This window comes from Pectobacterium polaris, from assembly GCF_002307355.1.
In the GTDB taxonomy this organism is placed as follows: domain Bacteria; phylum Pseudomonadota; class Gammaproteobacteria; order Enterobacterales; family Enterobacteriaceae; genus Pectobacterium; species Pectobacterium polare.
On record NZ_CP017481.1, the window covers coordinates 1,587,853 to 1,608,143 of the forward strand.

The 20,291-nt window shown below is 53.3% G+C and carries 19 protein-coding genes; 9 read left to right on the plus strand and 10 right to left on the minus strand.

Annotation, left to right across the window (positions count from 1 at the left end):
• The first annotated feature begins 35 nt into the window (after positions 1 to 35).
• Together BJJ97_RS07210 and BJJ97_RS07215 are read left to right on the plus strand one after the other, a co-directional pair.
• Positions 36 to 686, plus strand: coding sequence for a hypothetical protein (locus BJJ97_RS07210; protein ID WP_095993493.1), 651 nt, complete (start codon positions 36 to 38; stop codon positions 684 to 686).
• Positions 687 to 722: 36 nt separating this feature from the next.
• The gene (locus tag BJJ97_RS07215; RefSeq protein ID WP_167385192.1) at positions 723 to 1,160 is read left to right on the plus strand and encodes an SUKH-3 domain-containing protein; all 438 of its coding nucleotides are present in this window, start codon (positions 723 to 725) and stop codon (positions 1,158 to 1,160) included.
• Between the two features lie 62 nt (positions 1,161 to 1,222).
• On the opposite strand, the gene BJJ97_RS21975 is transcribed toward BJJ97_RS07215, so the two are convergent.
• Positions 1,223 to 1,456 (minus strand): hypothetical protein, encoded by a 234-nt coding sequence (locus BJJ97_RS21975; protein ID WP_125460900.1) that lies wholly within the window; start codon positions 1,454 to 1,456, stop codon positions 1,223 to 1,225.
• Between BJJ97_RS21975 and parC the strand changes: the two genes are divergently transcribed.
• The 4 genes from parC (at position 1,439) to BJJ97_RS07235 (ending at position 7,239) form a co-directional block, all read left to right on the plus strand.
• The gene (gene parC, locus BJJ97_RS07220; protein ID WP_095993494.1) at positions 1,439 to 3,709 is read left to right on the plus strand and encodes a DNA topoisomerase IV subunit A; all 2,271 of its coding nucleotides are present in this window, start codon (positions 1,439 to 1,441) and stop codon (positions 3,707 to 3,709) included. The two genes, BJJ97_RS21975 and parC, sit on opposite strands and share 18 nt — an antisense overlap.
• Before the next feature lie 150 nt (positions 3,710 to 3,859).
• Entirely contained in the window at positions 3,860 to 4,597 is a 738-nt protein-coding gene (locus tag BJJ97_RS07225; RefSeq protein WP_039482176.1) for a 1-acylglycerol-3-phosphate O-acyltransferase, read from the plus strand.
• 102 nt (positions 4,598 to 4,699) lie between these two features.
• A complete protein-coding gene (ftsP, locus tag BJJ97_RS07230; RefSeq protein ID WP_095993495.1) occupies positions 4,700 to 6,115 on the plus strand; it encodes a cell division protein FtsP in 1,416 nt (471 codons plus the stop codon).
• Between the two features lie 386 nt (positions 6,116 to 6,501).
• Entirely contained in the window at positions 6,502 to 7,239 is a 738-nt protein-coding gene (locus BJJ97_RS07235; RefSeq protein WP_095993496.1) for a GntR family transcriptional regulator, read from the plus strand.
• A 54-nt stretch (positions 7,240 to 7,293) separates the two neighbouring features.
• Here the strand turns inward: BJJ97_RS07235 and dkgA are convergent, their stop codons facing one another.
• The 3 genes from dkgA to BJJ97_RS07250 all read right to left on the minus strand — a co-directional run bounded on the left by dkgA (position 7,294) and on the right by BJJ97_RS07250 (position 10,311).
• Complete coding sequence (gene dkgA / locus BJJ97_RS07240; protein ID WP_039279210.1) at positions 7,294 to 8,121, minus strand: 2,5-didehydrogluconate reductase DkgA; 828 nt, start codon at positions 8,119 to 8,121, stop codon at positions 7,294 to 7,296.
• A 282-nt stretch (positions 8,122 to 8,403) separates the two neighbouring features.
• On the minus strand, positions 8,404 to 9,567 hold the full coding sequence (gene yqhD, locus BJJ97_RS07245) for an alcohol dehydrogenase (protein ID WP_095993497.1): 1,164 nt from the start codon (positions 9,565 to 9,567) through the stop codon (positions 8,404 to 8,406).
• A 3-nt stretch (positions 9,568 to 9,570) separates the two neighbouring features.
• Positions 9,571 to 10,311, minus strand: a complete 741-nt coding sequence (locus BJJ97_RS07250; protein WP_095993498.1) for an NADPH-dependent oxidoreductase — start codon at positions 10,309 to 10,311, stop codon at positions 9,571 to 9,573.
• Positions 10,312 to 10,543: 232 nt separating this feature from the next.
• Between BJJ97_RS07250 and BJJ97_RS07255 the strand changes: the two genes are divergently transcribed.
• Positions 10,544 to 11,533 carry an AraC family transcriptional regulator gene (locus BJJ97_RS07255; protein ID WP_095993499.1) on the plus strand — a complete coding sequence of 330 codons (990 nt, stop codon included), beginning with the start codon at positions 10,544 to 10,546 and terminating at the stop codon, positions 11,531 to 11,533.
• Between the two features lie 29 nt (positions 11,534 to 11,562).
• Here the strand turns inward: BJJ97_RS07255 and BJJ97_RS07260 are convergent, their stop codons facing one another.
• From BJJ97_RS07260 to BJJ97_RS07280, 5 genes are all read right to left on the minus strand, one after another.
• On the minus strand, positions 11,563 to 12,222 hold the full coding sequence (locus tag BJJ97_RS07260; RefSeq protein ID WP_039482158.1) for a DedA family protein: 660 nt from the start codon (positions 12,220 to 12,222) through the stop codon (positions 11,563 to 11,565).
• A 339-nt stretch (positions 12,223 to 12,561) separates the two neighbouring features.
• Positions 12,562 to 13,752 (minus strand): cystathionine beta-lyase, encoded by a 1,191-nt coding sequence (gene metC, locus BJJ97_RS07265; RefSeq protein WP_095993500.1) that lies wholly within the window; start codon positions 13,750 to 13,752, stop codon positions 12,562 to 12,564.
• Positions 13,753 to 14,091: 339 nt separating this feature from the next.
• Positions 14,092 to 15,384: a TRAP transporter large permease gene (locus tag BJJ97_RS07270; protein WP_039482152.1), complete on the minus strand. Its 1,293-nt coding sequence runs from the start codon at positions 15,382 to 15,384 to the stop codon at positions 14,092 to 14,094.
• Positions 15,385 to 15,399: 15 nt separating this feature from the next.
• Positions 15,400 to 15,906: a TRAP transporter small permease gene (locus BJJ97_RS07275; protein ID WP_039482148.1), complete on the minus strand. Its 507-nt coding sequence runs from the start codon at positions 15,904 to 15,906 to the stop codon at positions 15,400 to 15,402.
• A gap of 114 nt (positions 15,907 to 16,020) precedes the next feature.
• Positions 16,021 to 16,998 (minus strand): TRAP transporter substrate-binding protein, encoded by a 978-nt coding sequence (locus BJJ97_RS07280; RefSeq protein WP_039482146.1) that lies wholly within the window; start codon positions 16,996 to 16,998, stop codon positions 16,021 to 16,023.
• Between the two features lie 704 nt (positions 16,999 to 17,702).
• Here BJJ97_RS07280 and exbB point away from each other — a divergent pair.
• Together exbB and exbD are read left to right on the plus strand one after the other, a co-directional pair.
• Positions 17,703 to 18,713, plus strand: a complete 1,011-nt coding sequence (exbB, locus tag BJJ97_RS07285; protein WP_095701353.1) for a tol-pal system-associated acyl-CoA thioesterase — start codon at positions 17,703 to 17,705, stop codon at positions 18,711 to 18,713.
• A gap of 3 nt (positions 18,714 to 18,716) precedes the next feature.
• Complete coding sequence (gene exbD / locus BJJ97_RS07290) at positions 18,717 to 19,142, plus strand: TonB system transport protein ExbD (protein ID WP_095701354.1); 426 nt, start codon at positions 18,717 to 18,719, stop codon at positions 19,140 to 19,142.
• Positions 19,143 to 19,252: 110 nt separating this feature from the next.
• Here the strand turns inward: exbD and BJJ97_RS07295 are convergent, their stop codons facing one another.
• Positions 19,253 to 20,272 carry a substrate-binding domain-containing protein gene (locus tag BJJ97_RS07295; protein ID WP_095701355.1) on the minus strand — a complete coding sequence of 340 codons (1,020 nt, stop codon included), beginning with the start codon at positions 20,270 to 20,272 and terminating at the stop codon, positions 19,253 to 19,255.
• Between the last annotated feature and the right edge of the window lie 19 nt (positions 20,273 to 20,291).

The following is a 20,291-nucleotide window of genomic DNA, read 5'->3' on the forward strand; positions in this document are numbered from 1 at the left end:
TGACTGCTCTGAGGGTTGATAGGGTATTTATATAGATGAAAATCTCTGCACTTAGGTCGAAGGCTCGGCGTAACACGCTTGAGGTTGAGCATATTCTTGCCGCAGCGAAAGCGCGTGTGCCAGGGTTACGCGATGAACTTAATCGGCTGTCCGATGAATTTGGCTGGTCTCACTCACCCTATTTGCCCGACGGCACACATGTTGTTCCGTTAGCGAAATGGGCTGAAATTGCAGGCGCTTATGCAGAAGAAGGAACTGACGCTCTCGGCGTCTTGGCGGCTGAGCCTGACAATGCCGCGTATGTGATTGGCCTGCTTGAAGAGCTTCGATCACACGCGGCGGTGAATGCATTGATGGCTTTCTTTGCTGGCGTCATGCAGGCACCTGAGTTAGCGCCCGAAACGGCATGGCGTCTTACTTCTACCTTTAACTTACTCCTGAGCATCAAAGGCAGCGTTGTGGCGACGGATGAGCAGGCCGCGGCAGTGCGTGCTTTCCTGACGCGGCTGCTACCGCTGGCAACGTCGGAACACCAGACCTTCTTGATATTCTGTGCGCTCCGTGGCGTTGGCGATTCATCGTCTCTGGAACGGTTGTCAAACCATCGCGATCTGGTTTCACCGTATGAAACGATAAGGACGAGTACAATACGCGCTATTCGTCAGCGGCTGAAAAATCAACGCTGACTTTATTCTTTTGCCACAATGACGAGATGACGAACGATGTCGATTGAAATCCCCAAATCCGTACTTCCATTGTTTCACGCGGCAGGCTGGCCGCGTACTGAAGCGCAATCAGTTCCGCCGTTTGTGCCTGAGCATCATCCGGCCTCTGCCATCCTGCTCGCGTTCAGCGGGCTGACGGTTGGGGAGTGCGATGCAGGAGAAGAGTGTGCCACCAGCGATATCGTTTTTGGCGGCAAGGAAGGTTTGCAGCAGGATGAAACGCTGCTGGAATGGCAACGTATTCTGGAAACAACGTTGATTCTTGTCGGCGAAACCCATCATGCGCACGGTGCTCTGCTGATGGATAACGTGGGAGTCTGCTACGGCATGAGCTTTGTAGATGATTCATTCTGGTTTGAAGGTGCGTCTTTCGGTGTCGCCGTTGAACGTATTCTGCTTGGCCGCAGGGGGAAAGAGATGCGGCGGCCAGACTAGCCGTCAATTTCCATCTATGGTGAAACGATTACCGCCGATCATCCGAGCGTTCATCGCTACCGCTAACGACTTTCTCCGGCAGCCGTCGGATTCACACCGATCATCGTCCGGTGTGATGATTTTCTGAGACGACAGCGTTCCCTGTAGCGTGATTGGCTGCGAATGGTTCCCTGTGACATCACCTCATCAGATAAGGTACTATTCCCGCCAAACATACCGCCGCTATGGCGTGCCGGAAAGCGTAACCATCGCGCCGCGATGTGAGGGAAGTGAGATAAATGAGTGAGATGACTCATGACGGCGCAGAAAGCCTTGCGCTGCGCACGTTTACCGAAAATGCATACCTAAATTATTCCATGTACGTCATCATGGACAGGGCATTGCCGTTCATTGGCGATGGCCTGAAGCCTGTGCAGCGTCGTATCGTGTATGCGATGTCCGAGCTGGGATTGAATGCCAGCGCCAAGTTTAAAAAATCTGCCCGTACCGTGGGTGACGTGCTGGGTAAATACCACCCGCACGGCGACAGCGCCTGCTATGAAGCGATGGTGCTGATGGCACAGCCGTTCTCTTATCGCTATCCGCTGGTGGATGGTCAGGGGAACTGGGGCGCGCCGGACGATCCGAAATCCTTCGCCGCCATGCGTTATACCGAATCGCGGCTGTCTAAATATGCGGAACTGCTGCTGTCCGAACTCGGGCAGGGCACGGTCGATTACACCCCGAACTTTGACGGCACGATGCAAGAGCCGAAGATGCTGCCTGCGCGTCTGCCGAATATTCTGCTGAATGGCACCACCGGGATCGCCGTCGGCATGGCCACGGACATACCGCCGCACAACGTGCGTGAAGTCGCCGCCGCCGCCGTGATGCTGCTGGAAAACCCGAAGGCCTCGCTGGAAGAGTTATTGCAGCATGTTCAAGGGCCGGATTTCCCGACGGAAGCCGAAATCATCACGCCACGCGATGAAGTGCGCAAACTCTACCAGAATGGCCGTGGTTCCGTGCGTATGCGCGCGGTGTGGAAGAAAGAAGACGGTGATGTTGTGATTACCGCGCTGCCACATCAGGTTTCCGGTGCCAAAGTGCTGGAGCAGATTGCCAGCCAGATGCGTGCGAAGAAGCTGCCGATGGTGGAAGACTTGCGTGATGAATCCGATCACGAGAATCCAACCCGTTTGGTGCTGGTGCCACGTTCAAACCGGATCGATATGGATCAGGTGATGAACCACCTGTTCGCCACGACCGATCTGGAAAAAAGCTATCGCGTTAACATGAACATGATCGGTCTGGATGGTCGTCCTAGCGTGAAAGGGCTGGTCGAGATCCTGAGCGAATGGCTGGTCTTCCGTCGTGACACCGTGTGTCGCCGCCTGAACTACCGTCTGGAAAAAGTGCTCAAGCGCCTGCATATCCTTGAAGGTTTGCTGGTCGCGTTCCTGAATATTGATGAAGTCATTCATATCATCCGCACGGAAGATGAGCCGAAGCCCGTTCTGATGCGCCAGTTCAGCCTGAGTGAAACACAGGCTGAAGCGATCCTGGAGCTGAAATTACGTCATTTGGCCAAGCTGGAAGAGGTGAAAATCCGCGGTGAGCAGGGCGATTTGGCAAAAGAGCGCGATCAGCTTCAAGCACTGTTGGCGTCAGACCGTAAGCTCAGCAACCTGATTAAGAAAGAAATTCAGTCCGATGCGCAAGCCTATGGTGACGATCGTCGTTCACCGCTGCGTGAGCGTGGCGAAGCGAAAGCGATGAGCGAGCACGACTTTGTGCCGTCCGAACCCGTTACCATTGTGCTGTCGGAAATGGGCTGGGTACGCAGCGCGAAAGGGCATGACATCGATCCTGCCGGACTGAGTTATAAAGCGGGCGATAGCTTCCGTGCCGCCGCGAAAGGCAAGAGCAATCAGCCTGTGGTGTTCATTGACTCCACCGGCCGCAGCTATGCGCTGGATCCGATCACGCTGCCTTCTGCACGCGGTCAGGGTGAGCCGCTGACGGGTAAACTCACGCCGCCGCCGGGCGCGACGATTGAACAGGTGCTGATGGCCGCAGACGATCAGCCGCTGCTGATGGCATCCGATGCGGGCTACGGCTTCGTGTGTACCTTCAACGATCTGGTCGCGCGTAACCGCGCGGGTAAAGCGATTATTACGCTGCCGGATAACGCGAAGGCGCTGGCACCGATCGAGATCAACGGCGACGATAACCTGCTGATGGCGATCACCGCCGCAGGCAGAATGCTACTGTTCCCTGTCTCCGATCTGCCACAGCTGTCGAAAGGCAAGGGCAACAAGATCGTATCTATCTCCTCGGCTGATTTTGCGGAAGGCAAAGACCGTCTGACCTGGCTGTATCTGCTGCCACCACAGGCGTCAGTCACGCTGTACTTCGGTAAGCGTAAGCTGGTGCTGCGTCCAAACGAGCTTCAGAAGTATCAGGGCGAGCGTGGACGGAAAGGCACGTTGCTGCGTGGGCTACAGCGTATCGACCGGATTGAGGTGGATGCACCGCAGCAAATTAGCACCGGCAGCAGCGAAGAATAACGCCTCCGTATTGTCTTGTGCATGTTGAGAAAGGCGGTGTCATACCGCCTTTCTTTAGTTTCCAGTTGCCATCCCGCCGCAAATTGAATCACCGTGTGTTTTAGCGCGGAATCGCTATACTAGCGGCGGCTGTCGGCTAATGAGGTTGCTATGTTATCCATTTTGCGTTTTTTTATTGTCATTATATTTTCGATTTTGATCTGTATTTTTGGCTTGTTTTACTGCCTGTTCAGCCCTCGAAATCCCCGCCATGTCGCGACCTTCGGCCATCTTTTTGGTCGCTTGTCCGTGGTGTTTGGCCTGAAAGTAGAAATGCGGATACCGGAAGAAGCTGCGCATTACGGCAACTGCATCTATATCGCGAATCATCAGAACAACTACGATATGGTCACGGTATCTAGCGCGGTTCAGCCTCGTACCGTTACCGTAGGCAAGAAAAGCCTGCTGTGGATCCCGTTCTTCGGGCCACTGTATTGGCTGACGGGTAACTTGCTGATTGACCGTGAAAACCGCGCTAAAGCGCATGGCACCATTGCCCAGGTTGTGAAGCATATTAAAGAACGCAACACGTCTATCTGGATGTTCCCCGAAGGTACGCGCAGCCGTGGACGCGGCCTGATGCCCTTCAAAACCGGTGCCTTTCATGCTGCGATTAGCGCAGACGTGCCAGTTGTGCCGATTTGCGTTTCTACGACCAGCAATAAGGTGAAGTTGAACCGCTGGAATAACGGACTCGTTATCGTAGAAATGTTGCCACCCATCGATACCCGCGCATATACCAAAGAGCAGGTTCGCGAGCTGGCTGCACATTGCCATGATGTGATGGCTGCCAAGATTGCGGAACTGGATGCGGAAGTCGCGGCGCGCGAAGCAGCAGACAAAAAATAAAATTATCCCATCGAGTTACTCGATTATTTCTTCCGATTGTCTATTCAAGCACGAATCGGAAGATAAACTTTGCTTACGGTTTATTGGATTTACGGAGTCATTATGTCACTCAGCCGACGTCAGTTTATTCAGGCATCGGGCATTGCGTTATGTGCGGGTATGACGCCACTGGCAGCCAAAGCCAGTGGGAATCCCGGCGCATTGCCGATACCGCCATTACTGGAGTCGCGCCGAGGCCAGCCTCTTTTTCTGACCATGCAGCGTGCCCATTGGGCATTTTCCGGTGACCGTAAGACCTCCATTTGGGGAATCAATGGCCGCTATTTAGGGCCGACGGTGCGAGTGTATGACGGCGACGACGTTAAGCTGATTTACAGTAACCGCCTGAATGAGCCTGTCGCGATGACGATCGGCGGGTTGCAGGTGCCGGGGCCGCTGATGGGTGGCGCGGCTCGTATCATTTCTCCAGGAAACGACTGGTCACCAGTGTTGCCCGTTCGTCAGCCCGCGTCGACCTGCTGGTATCATGCGAATACGCCGAACCGCATGGCCCCGCATATCTATAACGGGCTGGCTGGGCTATGGCTGGTGGAAGACAGCACCAGTAAATCCCTGCCGCTGCCCAATCACTACGGTGTCGATGATTTCCCGTTGATTATTCAGGATAAACGACTGGATAACTTTGGTGTCCCTCTCTATAACCCGCCTTCTAACGGTGGGTTCGTGGGTGACTCGCTGCTGGTCAACGGCGTGCAGAATCCCTTTGTTGAAGTGTCCCGTGGTTGGGTTCGCCTGAGATTATTGAACGCCTCGAACTCCCGGCGTTACGTGATGCGGTTGAGCGATGGGCGAGCGATGCATGTGATCGCCAGCGATCAAGGGTTGCTACCGGCACCGATGGCGGTGAACCAACTTTCTCTCGCGCCCGGCGAACGGCGCGAAATTCTGGTCGACATGTCGCAAGGCGAAGAAGTCACGCTGACGGCAGGTGAGTCGGCTGGGATTATGGATCGCCTGCGCGGGTTGTTTGAGCCTTCCAGCATCCTGATTTCGACTCAAATACTTACGTTGAAGCCGACAGGGCTGTTGCCATTAGTCACGGATAACCTGCCGATGCGTTTGCTGGCCGACAACATCATTGAAGGCAGCATCAGCCGCACGCGCGAATTCCGACTGGGTGACAGCCTGCCCGGCATCAACGGTGCGATGTGGGACATGACGCGTGCCGATGTACAAACCCAGCTTGGCCGCTGTGAGCGCTGGATTATCCACGCCGACACGGCGCAGGCTTTCCACATTCAGGGCGTCAAGTTCCTGGTGCGCAGCGCGAATGGTAGACCACCGGCGGTGGAAGACAGCGGCTGGAAAGATACGGTGTGGGTGGATAACGATGTCGAGCTGCTGGTTTATTTCACGCAGCCTTCCTCACTGGCGTTCCCTTTCCTGTATTACAGCCAAACGTTGGAACTGGCCGATCGCGGCTCGACGGGACAGCTCATCGTACAGTCTGCGATGTAAACCAACCTATAGCCTGCCTGCTTCTCCGCGTGACCTCTCCGCCGTGACAAAGGTGACGGCTGCCCCGTCTGATGCGCCGCTCGCTCGTCAGACGGCAACGCTTCCGAGACTTATCTGTTTCTTAATGTGATCCACCTCTATTCAGACAAACCAAAATTAAAGATGCGAAGCCGTGCGGACGATACCTTATATATTGATGTTGCTATTAATTAAGGGTGAATTGCGTTTTGCGTTGCGTGCTGCTTCGGGTCTGATTCGTGCTAAAAGAACATTTTTTATTACAACAATGTCAGCGTCCGAGCGTTTCGTTTCGCTATGAAATCAGGTTCACTTTCTGTTTTAACCTGTACGTAGCCAGAACGCTGCGTCACTAAAAGGGCTGCACTATGCGGGAATTACTGCTTTGGGTCAGAGATCAGCTGGCTGGAGCGCCGTCGGCGCCTCGCTACATGCAGCTCGCGTCGTTGCTTGAATCAGAAATCAGCCGTCGTAAGACATTATCCGGCCAGTTCTTACCCGCCGAAAGACTGATTGCACAGCAGTTGGGATTATCACGCGTAACGGTTTCCCGTTCCCTGTCACTGCTGGAAGAAAAAGGGCTGATTGTGCGCCAGCAAGGGGTGGGAACCCGCGTAGCTCAACGACTTAACTACGCGTTGAGCGCTGAGGATGAAGGGTTCACCGCGCTGATATTGAAACAAGGCGGCGTCGCTGGCAGCCTCTGGTTAGAAAAAGCAATACAAGTTCCCCCTGCTGCCATCGCCGCGAAAATGTCTCTGCCGGAAGGCGAGGCCGTCACCTATCTGCGACGCGTCCGGCTCAGCAATAGCGAGCCCGTTTCGCTGGAAACCACCTGGATACCGCAAGAATTCCTACCTGATCCCGAAGCGCTTGAGCAGTCTCTCTATCAGTATTGGATGACGCGTGGCATCACACCGGACAAGAAACGCTATCGTTTCAAAGCGATTGCCTGTACGGCAGAAATCGCTGCGCTTCTTGGTATTGCGGCGGAGGCTCCAGCGTTGTATTGCGAACTGCATGTTTATAACGAACGGGGTGAACTGCTTGAATACAGCGAAGCACATTGCCGTAGCGATGTGTATGAGATTCAGTTCGCTGATTAGATGAGAAGAAAAATGCCAGCCCGGTGAAGGCTGGCATCGAAGGTGGAGTAGCTCTTAGTCGTTTCTCGGTTCGTCAGGGTCTGATCCCAGACGTTTCCCGCAGTCCAGCTTGGCAATTTCACTGAGCTCGTCTTTATCCAGACGGAAATCAAACACCTCGAAGTTTTCCTTGATACGCGACGGCGTGACCGATTTAGGAATCACCACCAGCCCACTGTCCAGATGCCAGCGGATCACGATCTGTGCCGGCGTTTTGCCGTATTTTGTCGCCAGTTTACGGATAATCGGATGGTCGAAGACGCCTTCGCCACCCTGCGCCAGCGGGCTCCAGGATTCTGTTTGGATATGGTGAGTAGCATTCCAGGCGTGGAGCTGTCTTTGCTGAAGAAGAGGGTGTAGCTCGACCTGATCGATGACCGGCAGTACGCCCGTTTCTTCTTTTAGCCGCTGTAAATGGTGAATATGGAAATTACTGACGCCGATACTTTTCGCCAGACCCTGTTCCTGGAGTTTGATGAGTCCGCGCCAGGCATCCACGAAGGTGTTCTGTTGCGGGAGCGGCCAGTGAATCAGGTAGAGATCGATATAATCTAACCGAAGTTTTCTCAGGCTTTCTTCCAGCGCTTTTTGGGGATCGGTGTGATCGCCATTCCAGAGCTTAGTGGTGATGAACACCTCTTCACGCGGCAGGTTCGCGGAACTCAGTGCCTGACCAACGGCCTCCTCGTTCTTATAAATCGCGGCGGTATCGATCGCCCGATAACCGATGGACAATGCTTCAGTCACGGCGATCACCGTGTCCTCACTGCTTGCTCGCCAGACACCAAGGCCCAACTGGGGCATGATATTGCCGTCCGCCAGCTTAACTTTCGGTTGCGTCATCTCATTCTCCTTTTATATCCGTTAATCCATAAAAGTATCATAGGGTTAACTGGATGGGCGACCTGTTCATATCACGGGCATAGGGCCACGTGATCCCTCGCAGGAACAGGCATATGATTTCATTCTAGTAGAAAAATTCGTCGGCTATACATTGCATGATGATAAAGGGAGCCGATTGGCTCCCTTTAACAGACACAGCATTGAGGGTATATCATCTGATATAGGCGTGGTTTAAACGATAGCGTTTTCTCCTGTCACTCGAATGATTTGGGTCAGAGGCGCTTAACGCGCCGCCTCGTAAATCTTCTGGCTTTCTTCCAGCGTGATGTCGCGATGCTCGCCCAGCGCAGTCAGGCCGTGCTCGCTGAGTTTGGCAACCAGCGTCGGAATGGAACTGCCATCCAACTGATAGTCAGACAGGCGGGTCGGCACGCCCATTGTCTCGAAGAAGTGACGCGTAGCGGCAATCGCGCCGTCGATGCGTTGATCTTCGCTACCGTCACGCAGGTTCCAGACGCGCTCGGCGTATTGCAGCAGCTTGTCGCGCTTCTGGGCTTTTCTTGCCGTCAGCATGGCAGGCAGAACGATAGCCAGCGTCTGGGCATGGTCAAGACCGTGCAGCGCCGTTAATTCGTGTCCCAGCATGTGGGTTGACCAGTCCTGTGGCACACCGGCGCCAATCAGGCCGTTCAACGCCATGGTGGCGCTCCACATCACATTGGCTCTGACCTTGTAGTTCTCCGGTTCAGCCAGTGCGCGCGGGCCTTCTTCAACCAGCGTCAGCAGTAAACCTTCCGCAAAACGGTCCTGTACTTTGGCATCGACGGAATACGTCAGGTACTGCTCAACGGTGTGAACGAAGGCATCGACCACGCCGTTTGCGATCTGGCGAGCGGGCAGGGTGTAGGTTACGACCGGATCGAGCACGGCGAAAAGCGGCTGCGTATGGCGTGAACGGAAAGCGAGCTTATCGTTGGTCGATTTACGCGTGATAACCGCGCCGTTGTTGGATTCCGAACCGGTCGCTGGCAGGGTGAGCACCGCCGCCATCGCGACGCCGCGATCGATTTCCGCGCCACCCGTTTGCAGAATATGCCACGGGTCTTGTGCAGCCTGATAGTCCGCAGCAGCAGCGATAAATTTCGTGCCATCAACCACAGAGCCACCGCCAACTGCCAGCAGGAAGTCAATCTTCTCCGCTCGGACGACCTCGACGGCTTTCATCAGCGTTTCGTAAGTCGGGTTCGGCTCAATGCCGGAAAACTCACGGACATTGCGACCTTCTAAGGCACGATAGACCTGATCCAGCACGCCATTGTGCTTCACGCTGCCGCCGCCGTAGGTGATGAGGATACGAGCATCGGCAGGAATTTCTTTGCCTAATTCAGCAATCTGGCCTTCGCCAAACAAAATCTTGGTAGGGGTATGGAGTGTGAAATTTAGCATAGGTTATTTGTCCAGTTTAAAGCCCTGTTGGAGGATCGCGGGCAAGACTTTCGGGAAGTAAATGTGCTGATAGTAGCTGGCGGTGTTATCACCCCAGTTCTCGCCGTCTGTGCGGCTGGTTTGCTGCCAGTGTGCCACCAGCGTTTGGTTATATTGCTCAATCGCCGCAGGCAGAACGTCCTGATGATAGGTTTCATCATGGCGGAAGGAATTCAGCGGCAGGCGCGGTTTCTGATGCGCCGGGGTATCCACGTAGCCGATCGCGACGCCTGCAACGGGGAACGTCAGTTCAGGCAGTTCCAGAAAGTCGATCATCGCCTGTGGGTCGCGACGAATACCGCCAATTGGGACGATGCCCAGCCCAAACGAGCGTGCGGCGGCCATCAGCGTGCCGAGCGCGATGCCGACATCTGTTGTACCGGAAATCAGGCTTTCGAGGCTTTCATGCGCGTGCTGTTGCTTGTCGCTCATGGCAATCCCAACCTGCGTTTTATGCATATCCAGCACCACGGTAATGAAGACCGGTGCCTGAGCAATCCACGGCTGACCGCCAGCCAATTCGGCAATGCGTGCTTTGCGTTCCGGGTCGCGGGTGACGATGAGCGAGACCTGCTGAGAGTTCACGGAGGTCGGTGCCAGATGTGCAGACTGAATAATGGCATCCAGCACGTCATCGGGAATCGCTTTATCAAGATAGCTACGTTCACTGCGGTGTGAGGTGAACAGCTCAATCGTTTTATTCATGTCTTTTCCCGTGGGATGAGGGGATGGCGGTATGCTCAATATTGTCATCAACCTACGTAAGACGTTCAATGCACATTTCTGTTTGGTTGTTGCCTATTTCTACAAAATATAGGAGAAAAGGGTGATAATAGTTCGCAGGTATGTCATTTTGTTTCTTCTGTCAGGAGAGAGGCTTCGGACAGGAAACGCGAACCCGTAGCGAGAGAACACCATTTTGACGCAAACCCAATGCATGTTGACGGACAGCCAAAGCATGTCGACGGAAAGCCAAAGCGAGCGGCTTCTTCAGGAACCAACAGCACAGCAACCAGCAGAACAGACGGTGCGGCAGCGCATCGTGCAGCAGGCAATACGCTGCTCAGCCAAAAGCTGGGCCACGCCTTCACTCGTGCCGCAGGTCAGAATTCTTTATACGGAACAGCACCATCCGCGTGTGCCGGTGATGTATGAGCCGACGATCGTCATCATTTTTCAGGGCCAAAAGATTGGTTATCTGGGCGGGAAAACGTTCCAGTATGACCCGGAAAACTACCTGTTGATGACCGTGCCGCTGCCGTTCGAATGTGAAACGATAGCCAGCGTTGAACACCCGCTGGTGGGGATGGCGATCCGTATTGATATCCAGATGCTTCAGGATTTGCTGATCGACATCGGTGATGACGACAGCGCGATCCGCCCCTGTTCCTGCACGTGTGGAGTGAACAGCGTGCCGTTAACCAATGAGATTCTGTGCGCCGTTGAACGGCTGCTGGATGCGATGGATAACCCGCGTGATGCCCGCGTGCTGGGCCCGGCGATTGTGCGCGAGATTATCTATCATATGCTCTGCGGTGAACGTGGTGCGGCGTTACAGGCGCTGGTGAATCGGCATACGCACTTCAGCCAGATTGCCAGATCTCTGCGACGTATCGAAAACCACTACGCCGATAGCCTGAATGTGGAACAGCTGGCGGCTGAAGTGAACATGAGCGTCTCGGCGTTTCATCATAACTTCAAAGCCGTCACCAACACATCACCGTTGCAGTACCTGAAATCCTATCGCTTGCATAAAGCGCGTGTGCTGATGATCAGTGAGGGGCTGAGAGCAGGCGTTGCGGCGGCTCGCGTCGGGTATGAGAGCGTGTCGCAGTTTAGCCGGGAGTTTAAGCGCTATTTCGGCGCGACGCCGAGCGATGAAGTCACGAGAGTAAAGGCCAGTAACCTGGCGGTTGAGGAAAGCTGAAGACGTGAAGAAAGCGTGCCGTTGCCCGATTAGGCGACCGCACGCTTTTTACGCCACACCATGACAGCCATGCCGATCAGGCCGCTAACCAGTAAAATAATCGGGAGCAGGATCAGCGCGGTCATCACCTGATCTTCATAGCGTTTGACCAGCGGAATGTGGCTGAGCGCATAGCCGAGCGTGACAATCCCGCCGACCCACAGCAGCCCGCTGAGCCAGTTGAAAATCTGAAAACGTGTATTGTTTAACCCGGAAATGCCCGCCATCGTTGGCAGCAGCGTGCGGATAAACGCTAAAAAGCGGCCAACCAGCAGCGCCATCAGGCCGTGGCGGTGGAACAAGTTATGAGCACGCTGGTGGTAATGGGCGGGAAGCTGCAACAGCCAGCCTTTTACCAAGCGCGTATCACTCAGCCAGCGCCCTTGAAGGTAGCTGAGCCAGCAGCCGAGGCTGGCGGCTATGGTGAGCAGAATCATGGTAGGGAAAAAGCTCATCACGCCTTTGGCAATCATGGCACCCGTGAGCAGCAACAGGCTATCGCCGGGCAGAAAAGAGGCAGGGAGCAGACCGTTCTCCAGAAACAGTGTCGTGAACAGAATGCCGTAAACCACCCAAACAACGTGGGGATCGGCCAGTGCACTAAAATCCTGCTGCCAGAGCGCCTGAATAATGTCGTGAACCACACTCATATTACTTCCCGCCAGTGACGATATTCACTATCTCTCAGGCTGCGGCGTGGAACGCTGGGCTACCTGAAATCTACTGCTTATCAAGCCCTAAAATCGGTATGGGCAAAACGCCTTGCCGCATGATGAGAATACGATAAGGCTTAATGCTTAATTTTTGGTTAAGGTAACGCGGTTTTTGGTAAGCGTTGACTCATTATTATCATAACGCATTACCCACCGCGCCGCAGGGGAAATCAAGACGCGGCGGTTTTATGGCCGTCACACTTTCTCTATTTTGTTTCCTACCTGTATTTGTTTCCTGTCGTTTGGCGAAGCTGAACTCGCTGAGACCTTGCCAGACTAAGCGCTCAGTCTGCTGAAACCCGCGGCCAGATCGTCAATCAGATCGTCACTGTCTTCAAGTCCAATATGTAACCGAATAAGAGTGCCGGTAAAATCCACGCCGCCAGCAGGGCGGATGGCGACCAAATCTTCCGGCTGATTCGCCAAAATTAGCGATTCAAAGCCGCCCCAGGAGTACGCCATGCTGAAGTGCTCAAAGTTGTCCAGATAGTGCGCCAACGCTTCTTTGCTCAATTTCTCTTTCAACACAAAGGAGAACAAGCCGTTGCAGCCCTTAAAGTCGCGGACATAGAATTCATGCCCTTTGCACTCTGGTAAGGCAGGGTGGTTAACCACCGCGACTTCGGGTTGCTCCGATAGCCATTTTGCAATGCGGATGCTGCTTTCCTGATGCTGCTTGAGTCTAATGCCCAGTGTGCGCAGGCCACGGCTGGCGAGATAAGCGGTATCGGCATCAACCATTTGTCCCATCAGGTAAGAGTGTTCACGCAGCTGTGCCCAGCAGCGTTCATTAGCGACCGCTGTGCCTATCATGGCATCGGAATGGCCAACGATATATTTGGTGGCAGACTGAATGGAGATATCAATATCAAAGTCGAACGCTCTGAATAAAATGCCTGCCGCCCAGGTATTATCAATCATGATAATAATGTCGGGATTGATGCGGCGCACGGCTTGTACGATGGCTGGTACATCGTGTACTTCCATCGTGATGGAGCCGGGCGATTCGAGAAAGACCACTTTGGTATTAGGCTGGATCAGTTCGGCAATATTGGCACCGATCAGTGGGTTAAAGTAGGTGGTGCTGACGTTCATCTTGCTGAGGACTTTATTACAGAAACCCTGCGTGGGTTCATAGGCCGAACCGGTCACCAGCACATGATCGCCTGCTGAGACGAAAGAAAGAATGGCGTTAGAGATAGCTGCTGCACCGCACGGGTACAACACACAGCCCGCGCCGCCTTCCAGTTCAACCATCGCTTCCTGAAACGAAAAGTGGGTCAGCGTACCGCGGCGGCCATAGAACAGCGCCCCCTTTGCTCGGTTAATTGTGGCGTTTTCTTTGTCCTGCACGGTATTGAATACCAGAGAGGAAGCGCGCTGAATAACGGGGTTGACGGAGCCGTGGGTGAATTTCTTGCTGCGTCCTGCGGCGACTAATGCTGTTGCCGTTTTTTTGCTTGTCATAACCACTATCACCTTTTCTGTTCAGTTCTGCCGGATGACTCACTACGCCGACGATTCCCCACGGCGAACGCGGAGGGAATGGTGGGGCGGGGCATGATTGGATTTATAAGCGTTCGATTGATGAGGTCTACGTTATCACGGCTTGGGCGGCGTGTGGGCGGGTTTTGTCACCGAGGAAAAAATGCTCCGCACCGCTGGCATTCCCGTGGAGAACGGGCTTTCTGCCGTTTTGCGGTGAGAAGACCGAAAGTAGGTGAAAATATTTCAGGTCAGAAAATGTAGGGAAAGCGCCATGTTGTTCTGCATTGCTGCGAACAACATGGCGCAATTGGGTGTGCGTTAACCCGTATGGACGCCAAAGAATTTGGGCAGCCAGAGCGAGATGGCCGGAATATAGGTGACTAGCATCAGCACAAAGAAGAGCGCGCAGTAGAAGGGCAGCATCGCTTTAACGACCTGCTCTATCTTCTGCTTACTCACCGCACTGGCGACGAAAAGCACCGACCCCACCGGCGGTGTAATCAGGCCGATCCCAAGATTCACCAGCATGATCATACCGAAATGTACCGGATCGATGCCGAGCGAAAGGGCGACGGGCAGCAAAACGGGAGTCAGGATCAGGATCAGCGGTGCCATGTCCATCAGCGTGCCAAGTAGCAGCAGCATGATGTTAATCCACATCAGGATGACGTACTTGTTATCCGAAATGGAGGTGAAGAACTCGGTAATGCGGCTCGGCAGCTGCATGTAGGTCATGATGGCACCGAACGCGGCGGCGAAGCCGATCAGGATCATCACGATCGTGACGGTTTTTACCGTGCGATACATCAGCTTGGGCAGCTCTGACCACTTATAGTCTTTGTAGATAAACATGGTCACGAAGAAGGACCACAGGCAGGCGATGGCCGCAGATTCGGTTGCGGTGAAAATGCCGGACAGGATCCCGCCCATGATGATGACCACGGTCATCAATCCCCACAGGGTATCGACAAATATTTTCAGCGCCTGACGGAACGGTACGCGTTCGCCTTTTGGATAACCCCGACGATGTGCGAAGCCGACGCACATGACCATCAGGGTCAGGCTGAGCAGCAGGCCAGGCAGGATCCCCGCAATGAACAGCGAAGCAATGGAAACCGTACCGCCGGTTGCCAGCGAGTAGATCACGGAGTTGTGGCTCGGCGGTGTCAAAATCGCCTGCACGGAGCCGCTGGCGGTGACGGCGGCGGAGAAGTCGCGCGGATAACCTTTCTTCTCCATTTCTGGGATCATCACCGAACCGATAGAGGCGGTGTCTGCCACGGAAGAGCCGGATATCGCACCAAAAAATGTCGAGGCGACGATGTTAACCAGCGATAAGCCGCCGCGGATAAAGCCGACAAAAATATACGCGAAGCTGACCAGCCGACGAGCGATGCCGCCTTCGGCCATAATGGCTCCAGCCAGAATAAAGAAGGGAATGGCGAGCAGCGAAAATTTGTTCACGCCGTTGGTAATCTGAATCATGACGGCCTCAAGCGGCAGATCGATCCAGAACGCGCCAGCAATCGCGCTCAGCCCTACCGCGTAGGCGACGGGAACGCCGACCGCCAGCAGCACGGCCAGTGTGGCAATAAGAATAAATGCATCCATGGTATTGGCTCCGAATTAAGCACTGCCAAGCATTACCACAGGGCGTTTATCCTGCGGGCCGAAGAACATTTTTTCGATGATGAACAGCACGGTGATTAATGAGCCAATAGGCAGCGGCAAATAACTTTCACCTGCGGTTAATAATGGAAACTCCGCGACGGGCTGTTCCCATAATTCCATGCAGAGCACGGTGCTGTAATAGAGAATAAACAGGCTGATTAACAGCATCAGGAGATTTGCCAGATGAACGCAAACCTTCTTACCGGCTTCTGGCAATCTGTCGGTCAACATACTGACGGCAATATGTGAGTTGGAACGGTAACTGACTGCGGCGCCGACAAAAGTAAACGTCACCATACAGATAATTGAAATGGGTTCTGGCCAGGATAATGCGGCATTTAAAACATAGCGTGCGAATATGCCGACAGGAATAACAAGCGTCATAATTAATAACGCCAGACCAGAAACCCACATGGCAATACGATAGAGTACATCCATGCTGGAAAGATAAGACTGTGCCATTTGTCCACCTATACTCACTTCGCTGGGTGATAAGCAAAGGATCATTGTTGATATCAGGCTATTAATGGTGGCGGATAAATAGCAGGCTATTTATCCGCTGAGATGAGGTACTGATTATTGGACGTCAGCGACGGCTTTAATCAGATCCTGATATTTGGCACCAAACTGATCGCGGACGGGCTGGGTGGCTTTGAAATAGTACTCGGTATCAATTTCATGGAATTGAACGCCACCGGCTTTCATTTTATCCAGAGATTGCTGAGTATATTCATTCCACAGCACGCGCTGTTCTTGCTGCGCTTCTTTCGCCAGCTTCAGGATAAGATCCTGATCCTCTTTAGAAAGTTTGTCCCATTTGGTTTTGGAATACAGGAACAGCTCAGGAATAATGAAGTGGCGGCTCCAGGTATAGTTTTTCACGACAGGCAGGTAGTTGTGTGCGACAAACGTTGGTGGGTTATTTTCGGTGCCGTCAATCACGCCGGTTTGCATACCGCTGAAGACTTCGCTGACGCCCATGGCAATCGAGTTGGCACCCATCGCTTTTAGCGTTGCCAGTGCGACCGGGCTACCCTGTACGCGAATTTTCATGCCCTTCAGGTCTTCTGGTTTCACTACCGGTTGTTTGGTGATTAAGTTACGCGTTCCCGCGTCCATCCAGCCCAGAAAAATCAATTTTGATTTACTGCTATGCGTAATCTTGTCACCAATTTCCTGACCGATTTTGCCATCCAGCACTTTATGCAGATGATCTTCATCACGGAAAATATAGGGCAGCGTGAAGACTTCTATTTCTGGTAAAATAGCGGCAACGGGCGTCATTGATACACGGATAATATCAATCGCGCCGAGCTGTGCCTGCTCAATCATTTGTTTTTCATCACCCAACACCCCGCCGGGGAAGGTTTTAATTTCCAGCCTGCCATTTGTGGCGGCTTTTAATTTTTCTCCCATTTTCTGAACGGCGACGACATTAGGATATCCTTCAGGGTGAACATCAGAGGCTTTAATTTGTTGTGCCTGAATCGCTTGGCTCATCAGGAGTGCAGTAGAACCCAGACAAACGCCGATCAATGTTTTCGACAGCTTCATTGAATTATCTCCAGAGGTGGGTGACATTATCGATAATCAAATGGTGATTTAAAAATATAAACCCATGAAAAATAGCGTAATGACGAGTGGGTTTAATGATGAGAAGACGACCGCCTATTACGTATTATTGTGGCGTGTGTCAGTATTCTCTGCGAGTTAAGCTAACCTATTATACAACTTCGTAGAATGACTCGTGTCACAAAAGAAAAAGCTAATATGAAATGCTGTTTTATATGGACTTTATTCCTATTTGACTTATAGGAATATACGTAACTTGGTGTTTTTATTTATCTTATTATGTGCATATGTATCTATTTATTTCGGTAAACTTATCGCCAGCCATCATGAAATGGTGTGATAACTTAATGTTGATCACAAAAGCCGATCATAAAAATCTTGGGTATCGCACCGTTTTTTAGTGGGGATCCCCTGCCTGATATATTCCTGAATGCTACTTTTCTTGTCGTTCTTATGCTTTTCCTGCCGATGTGCGAGCAATACCCTCTGAAATCCTGTCAAAACGCAAGGAAAGTGCGTTATCTGATGTAAATAATAATGAGAACGACTATCAATTCGTTCAGGGTTTGGTATTATTTCAGGCTGCGTTATTGCGGCATTATACCTGCGAATATGTGCGGATATTGTACAGAACAGATGATTGTACAGAACAGATGATTGTACAGAACGAATGGTGGAGGCACAGCGTGAAGACGGCTGTCAGTAATACAACTCAACAGGTGTTATCAACCTGGCAAAAAAAACGTGGCGCGTTCAGCGCATTTTCCCGTAGCGTGCTGGTTATCCTGCTGTGTACGGCGGGACTAAGTGGAAATGCGTTTGCGGCTCCAGCAACGGCACCGTTATCGACAGAGAATGCAGCACCAGCCGCTCAGCCTGCTGCTGCGTCGCCTTCCGCTCCTGTGACGACCGATGCACAGGCTCCGGCATCAGCACTCGCGCTGCCTGCTAGTGCGGCACCGGGTACCAATAACCTGATGAAAACCGATTTGTCCGTCTGGGGTATGTACCAGCACGCCGATGCCGTGGTGAAAACGGTGATGATCGGTTTGCTGCTGGCCTCCGTCATTACCTGGGCGATCTTCTTCAGTAAAAGCGTCGAGATGTCTGGTGCGAAACGCCGCCTGCGCCGTGAATATCTGGCGTTGGAAGAGGCGAAAACGCTGGACGACGCGCTGGAAACCGCAGAGGCGTTCAAAGCCGGCAGCGTTGCACAGCAACTGCTGGTCGATGCGCAGAACGAACTGGAGCTTTCCGCACGTTCTGATGACAACAACGGAATTAAAGAACGCACCGCGTTTCGTCTGGAACGTCGCGTGGCGGCTACCGGGCGTCACATGGGGCGTGGTAACGGCTATCTGGCGACGGTCGGCGCGGTTGCTCCGTTCGTGGGACTGTTCGGTACGGTATGGGGCATCATGAACAGCTTCATCGGTATCGCGCAGACGCAAACCACCAATCTGGCCGTCGTTGCGCCGGGGATCGCAGAAGCCCTGCTGGCAACGGCGATTGGTCTGGTTGCTGCGATTCCTGCGGTCGTCATCTATAACGTCTTTGCTCGTTCGATTGCTGGCTACAAAGCGATGGTCGGCGATGTGGCTGCACAAGTGCTGTTGCTGCAAAGTCGCGATCTCGATGTGGCTGCCAGCAACGATAACCGGGCATCTTCAGCAGCGCATAAACTGCGGGTGGGTTAAGTCATGGCGATGCATTTGAAGGAGGACGTGAGTGATGACGGTGAAATGCATGACATTAACGTCACGCCGTTCATTGACGTCATGCTGGTTCTGCTGATTATCTTCATGGTGGCGGCCCCGCTGGCAACGGTAGACATTCGTGTCGATCTGCCGGCTTCATCGGCAGTACCTCAGCCGCGACCGGAAAAACCGCTCTATCTGACGGTAAAAGCGGATAAGCAAATGTTCCTGGGGGAAGAGGTGGTTAGCGAGCAGTCGCTAGCGCAGGTGCTGGATGCAAAAACCAGTGCCAATAAAGAAACGACCATCTTCTTTCAGGCTGATAAAAGCGTCGATTATGAAACCATCATGAGCGTGATGGATTCACTGCGTAAAGCGGGTTACCTCAAGGTCGGCCTGGTCGGTGCGGAAACCGCTGCCGCTAAATAACGGCAGAGGGTTGTGTTGTAAGAAGGAATGCGGATATTCAAACCGCGTTCCTTTTTTTACGCCTGTAGGTTTACATCTGGGTTATATGGCCGAGTGGTTGGGCGTTAAGCCTACGCCCGCGAATCAGGATGACGCCAGTGAATACGCGTCGGGATATAGCGCCGATCTTCTTCAAGCGGCTTTTGTGCAATCAGGCTGGTCACCATCTCAAAGCTGCTGCGCGCCAGATTTTCACAATCCTGCGCCACAGTATCGATCTTCAGCGGTAAGCAATCAAACAGATAGTGATCGTCAAAGCAGCACAGTCGAATGCCGCTTTCCATCAGGTTATGCTGGTTCATATAGCGCAGCACGCCTTCCATCAGGCCACAGGCGGCAACAAACAGCGCTTTTGGCGGACGACCCAGCGTTGCACACAACTGAGCAAACATTTCATAACCCGCGCTGGGGTGATAGCTGCCGTGAATAATCCACTCTGGCTGGCAGTCGATACCTGCGCGCGTCAGTCCAAGCTGGAAGCCTTCCAGACGGTGGCGAGTCGGGGAGATTCGTGGCTGACCGCCAAGGAAATAGAATTCATCACGATGCTGGCGAGCGATACGTTCGACCATTTCCGCCGTGGATTCTACCGCTTCGGAAATCACCATGGGCAGCGTGGAATCACCAATCACCCGGTCAAACTGCACGACGGGCAACTGCTGATTAATTTTCTGATATTCGACATCGCTTAACAGGCTGGAAGCGACAATCAGGCCATCGACCTGACGCTGTACCAGACTGTTGACCGCCATCATCTCCTGACTGGCATTTTCGTCGGTGCAGGCAATCAGCAACTGTAGCCCTGCTTCACGGCACAACATTTCCAGCTCGCGGGAAATCACGGCAAAACCGTAGTTGGTCATTTCCGGCACCACCAGCCCCAGCGTATTGCTGCGTGAGGAACGCAGCGAACGTGCGTGAATGCTGGGCTGATAACGTTGCTCGTGTGCGACGGCTAAAATGCGATCGCGGGTTTCATCAGAAACGCGAAACTCTTTGCTGCGCCCGTTAAGCACCAGACTGGCGGTAGATTTTGATACACCGGCCAGCGCGGCGATGTCACTGATTGTTATGCGTTTAGTCGGTTTCACCGCGAGGTCTGCTATCAGA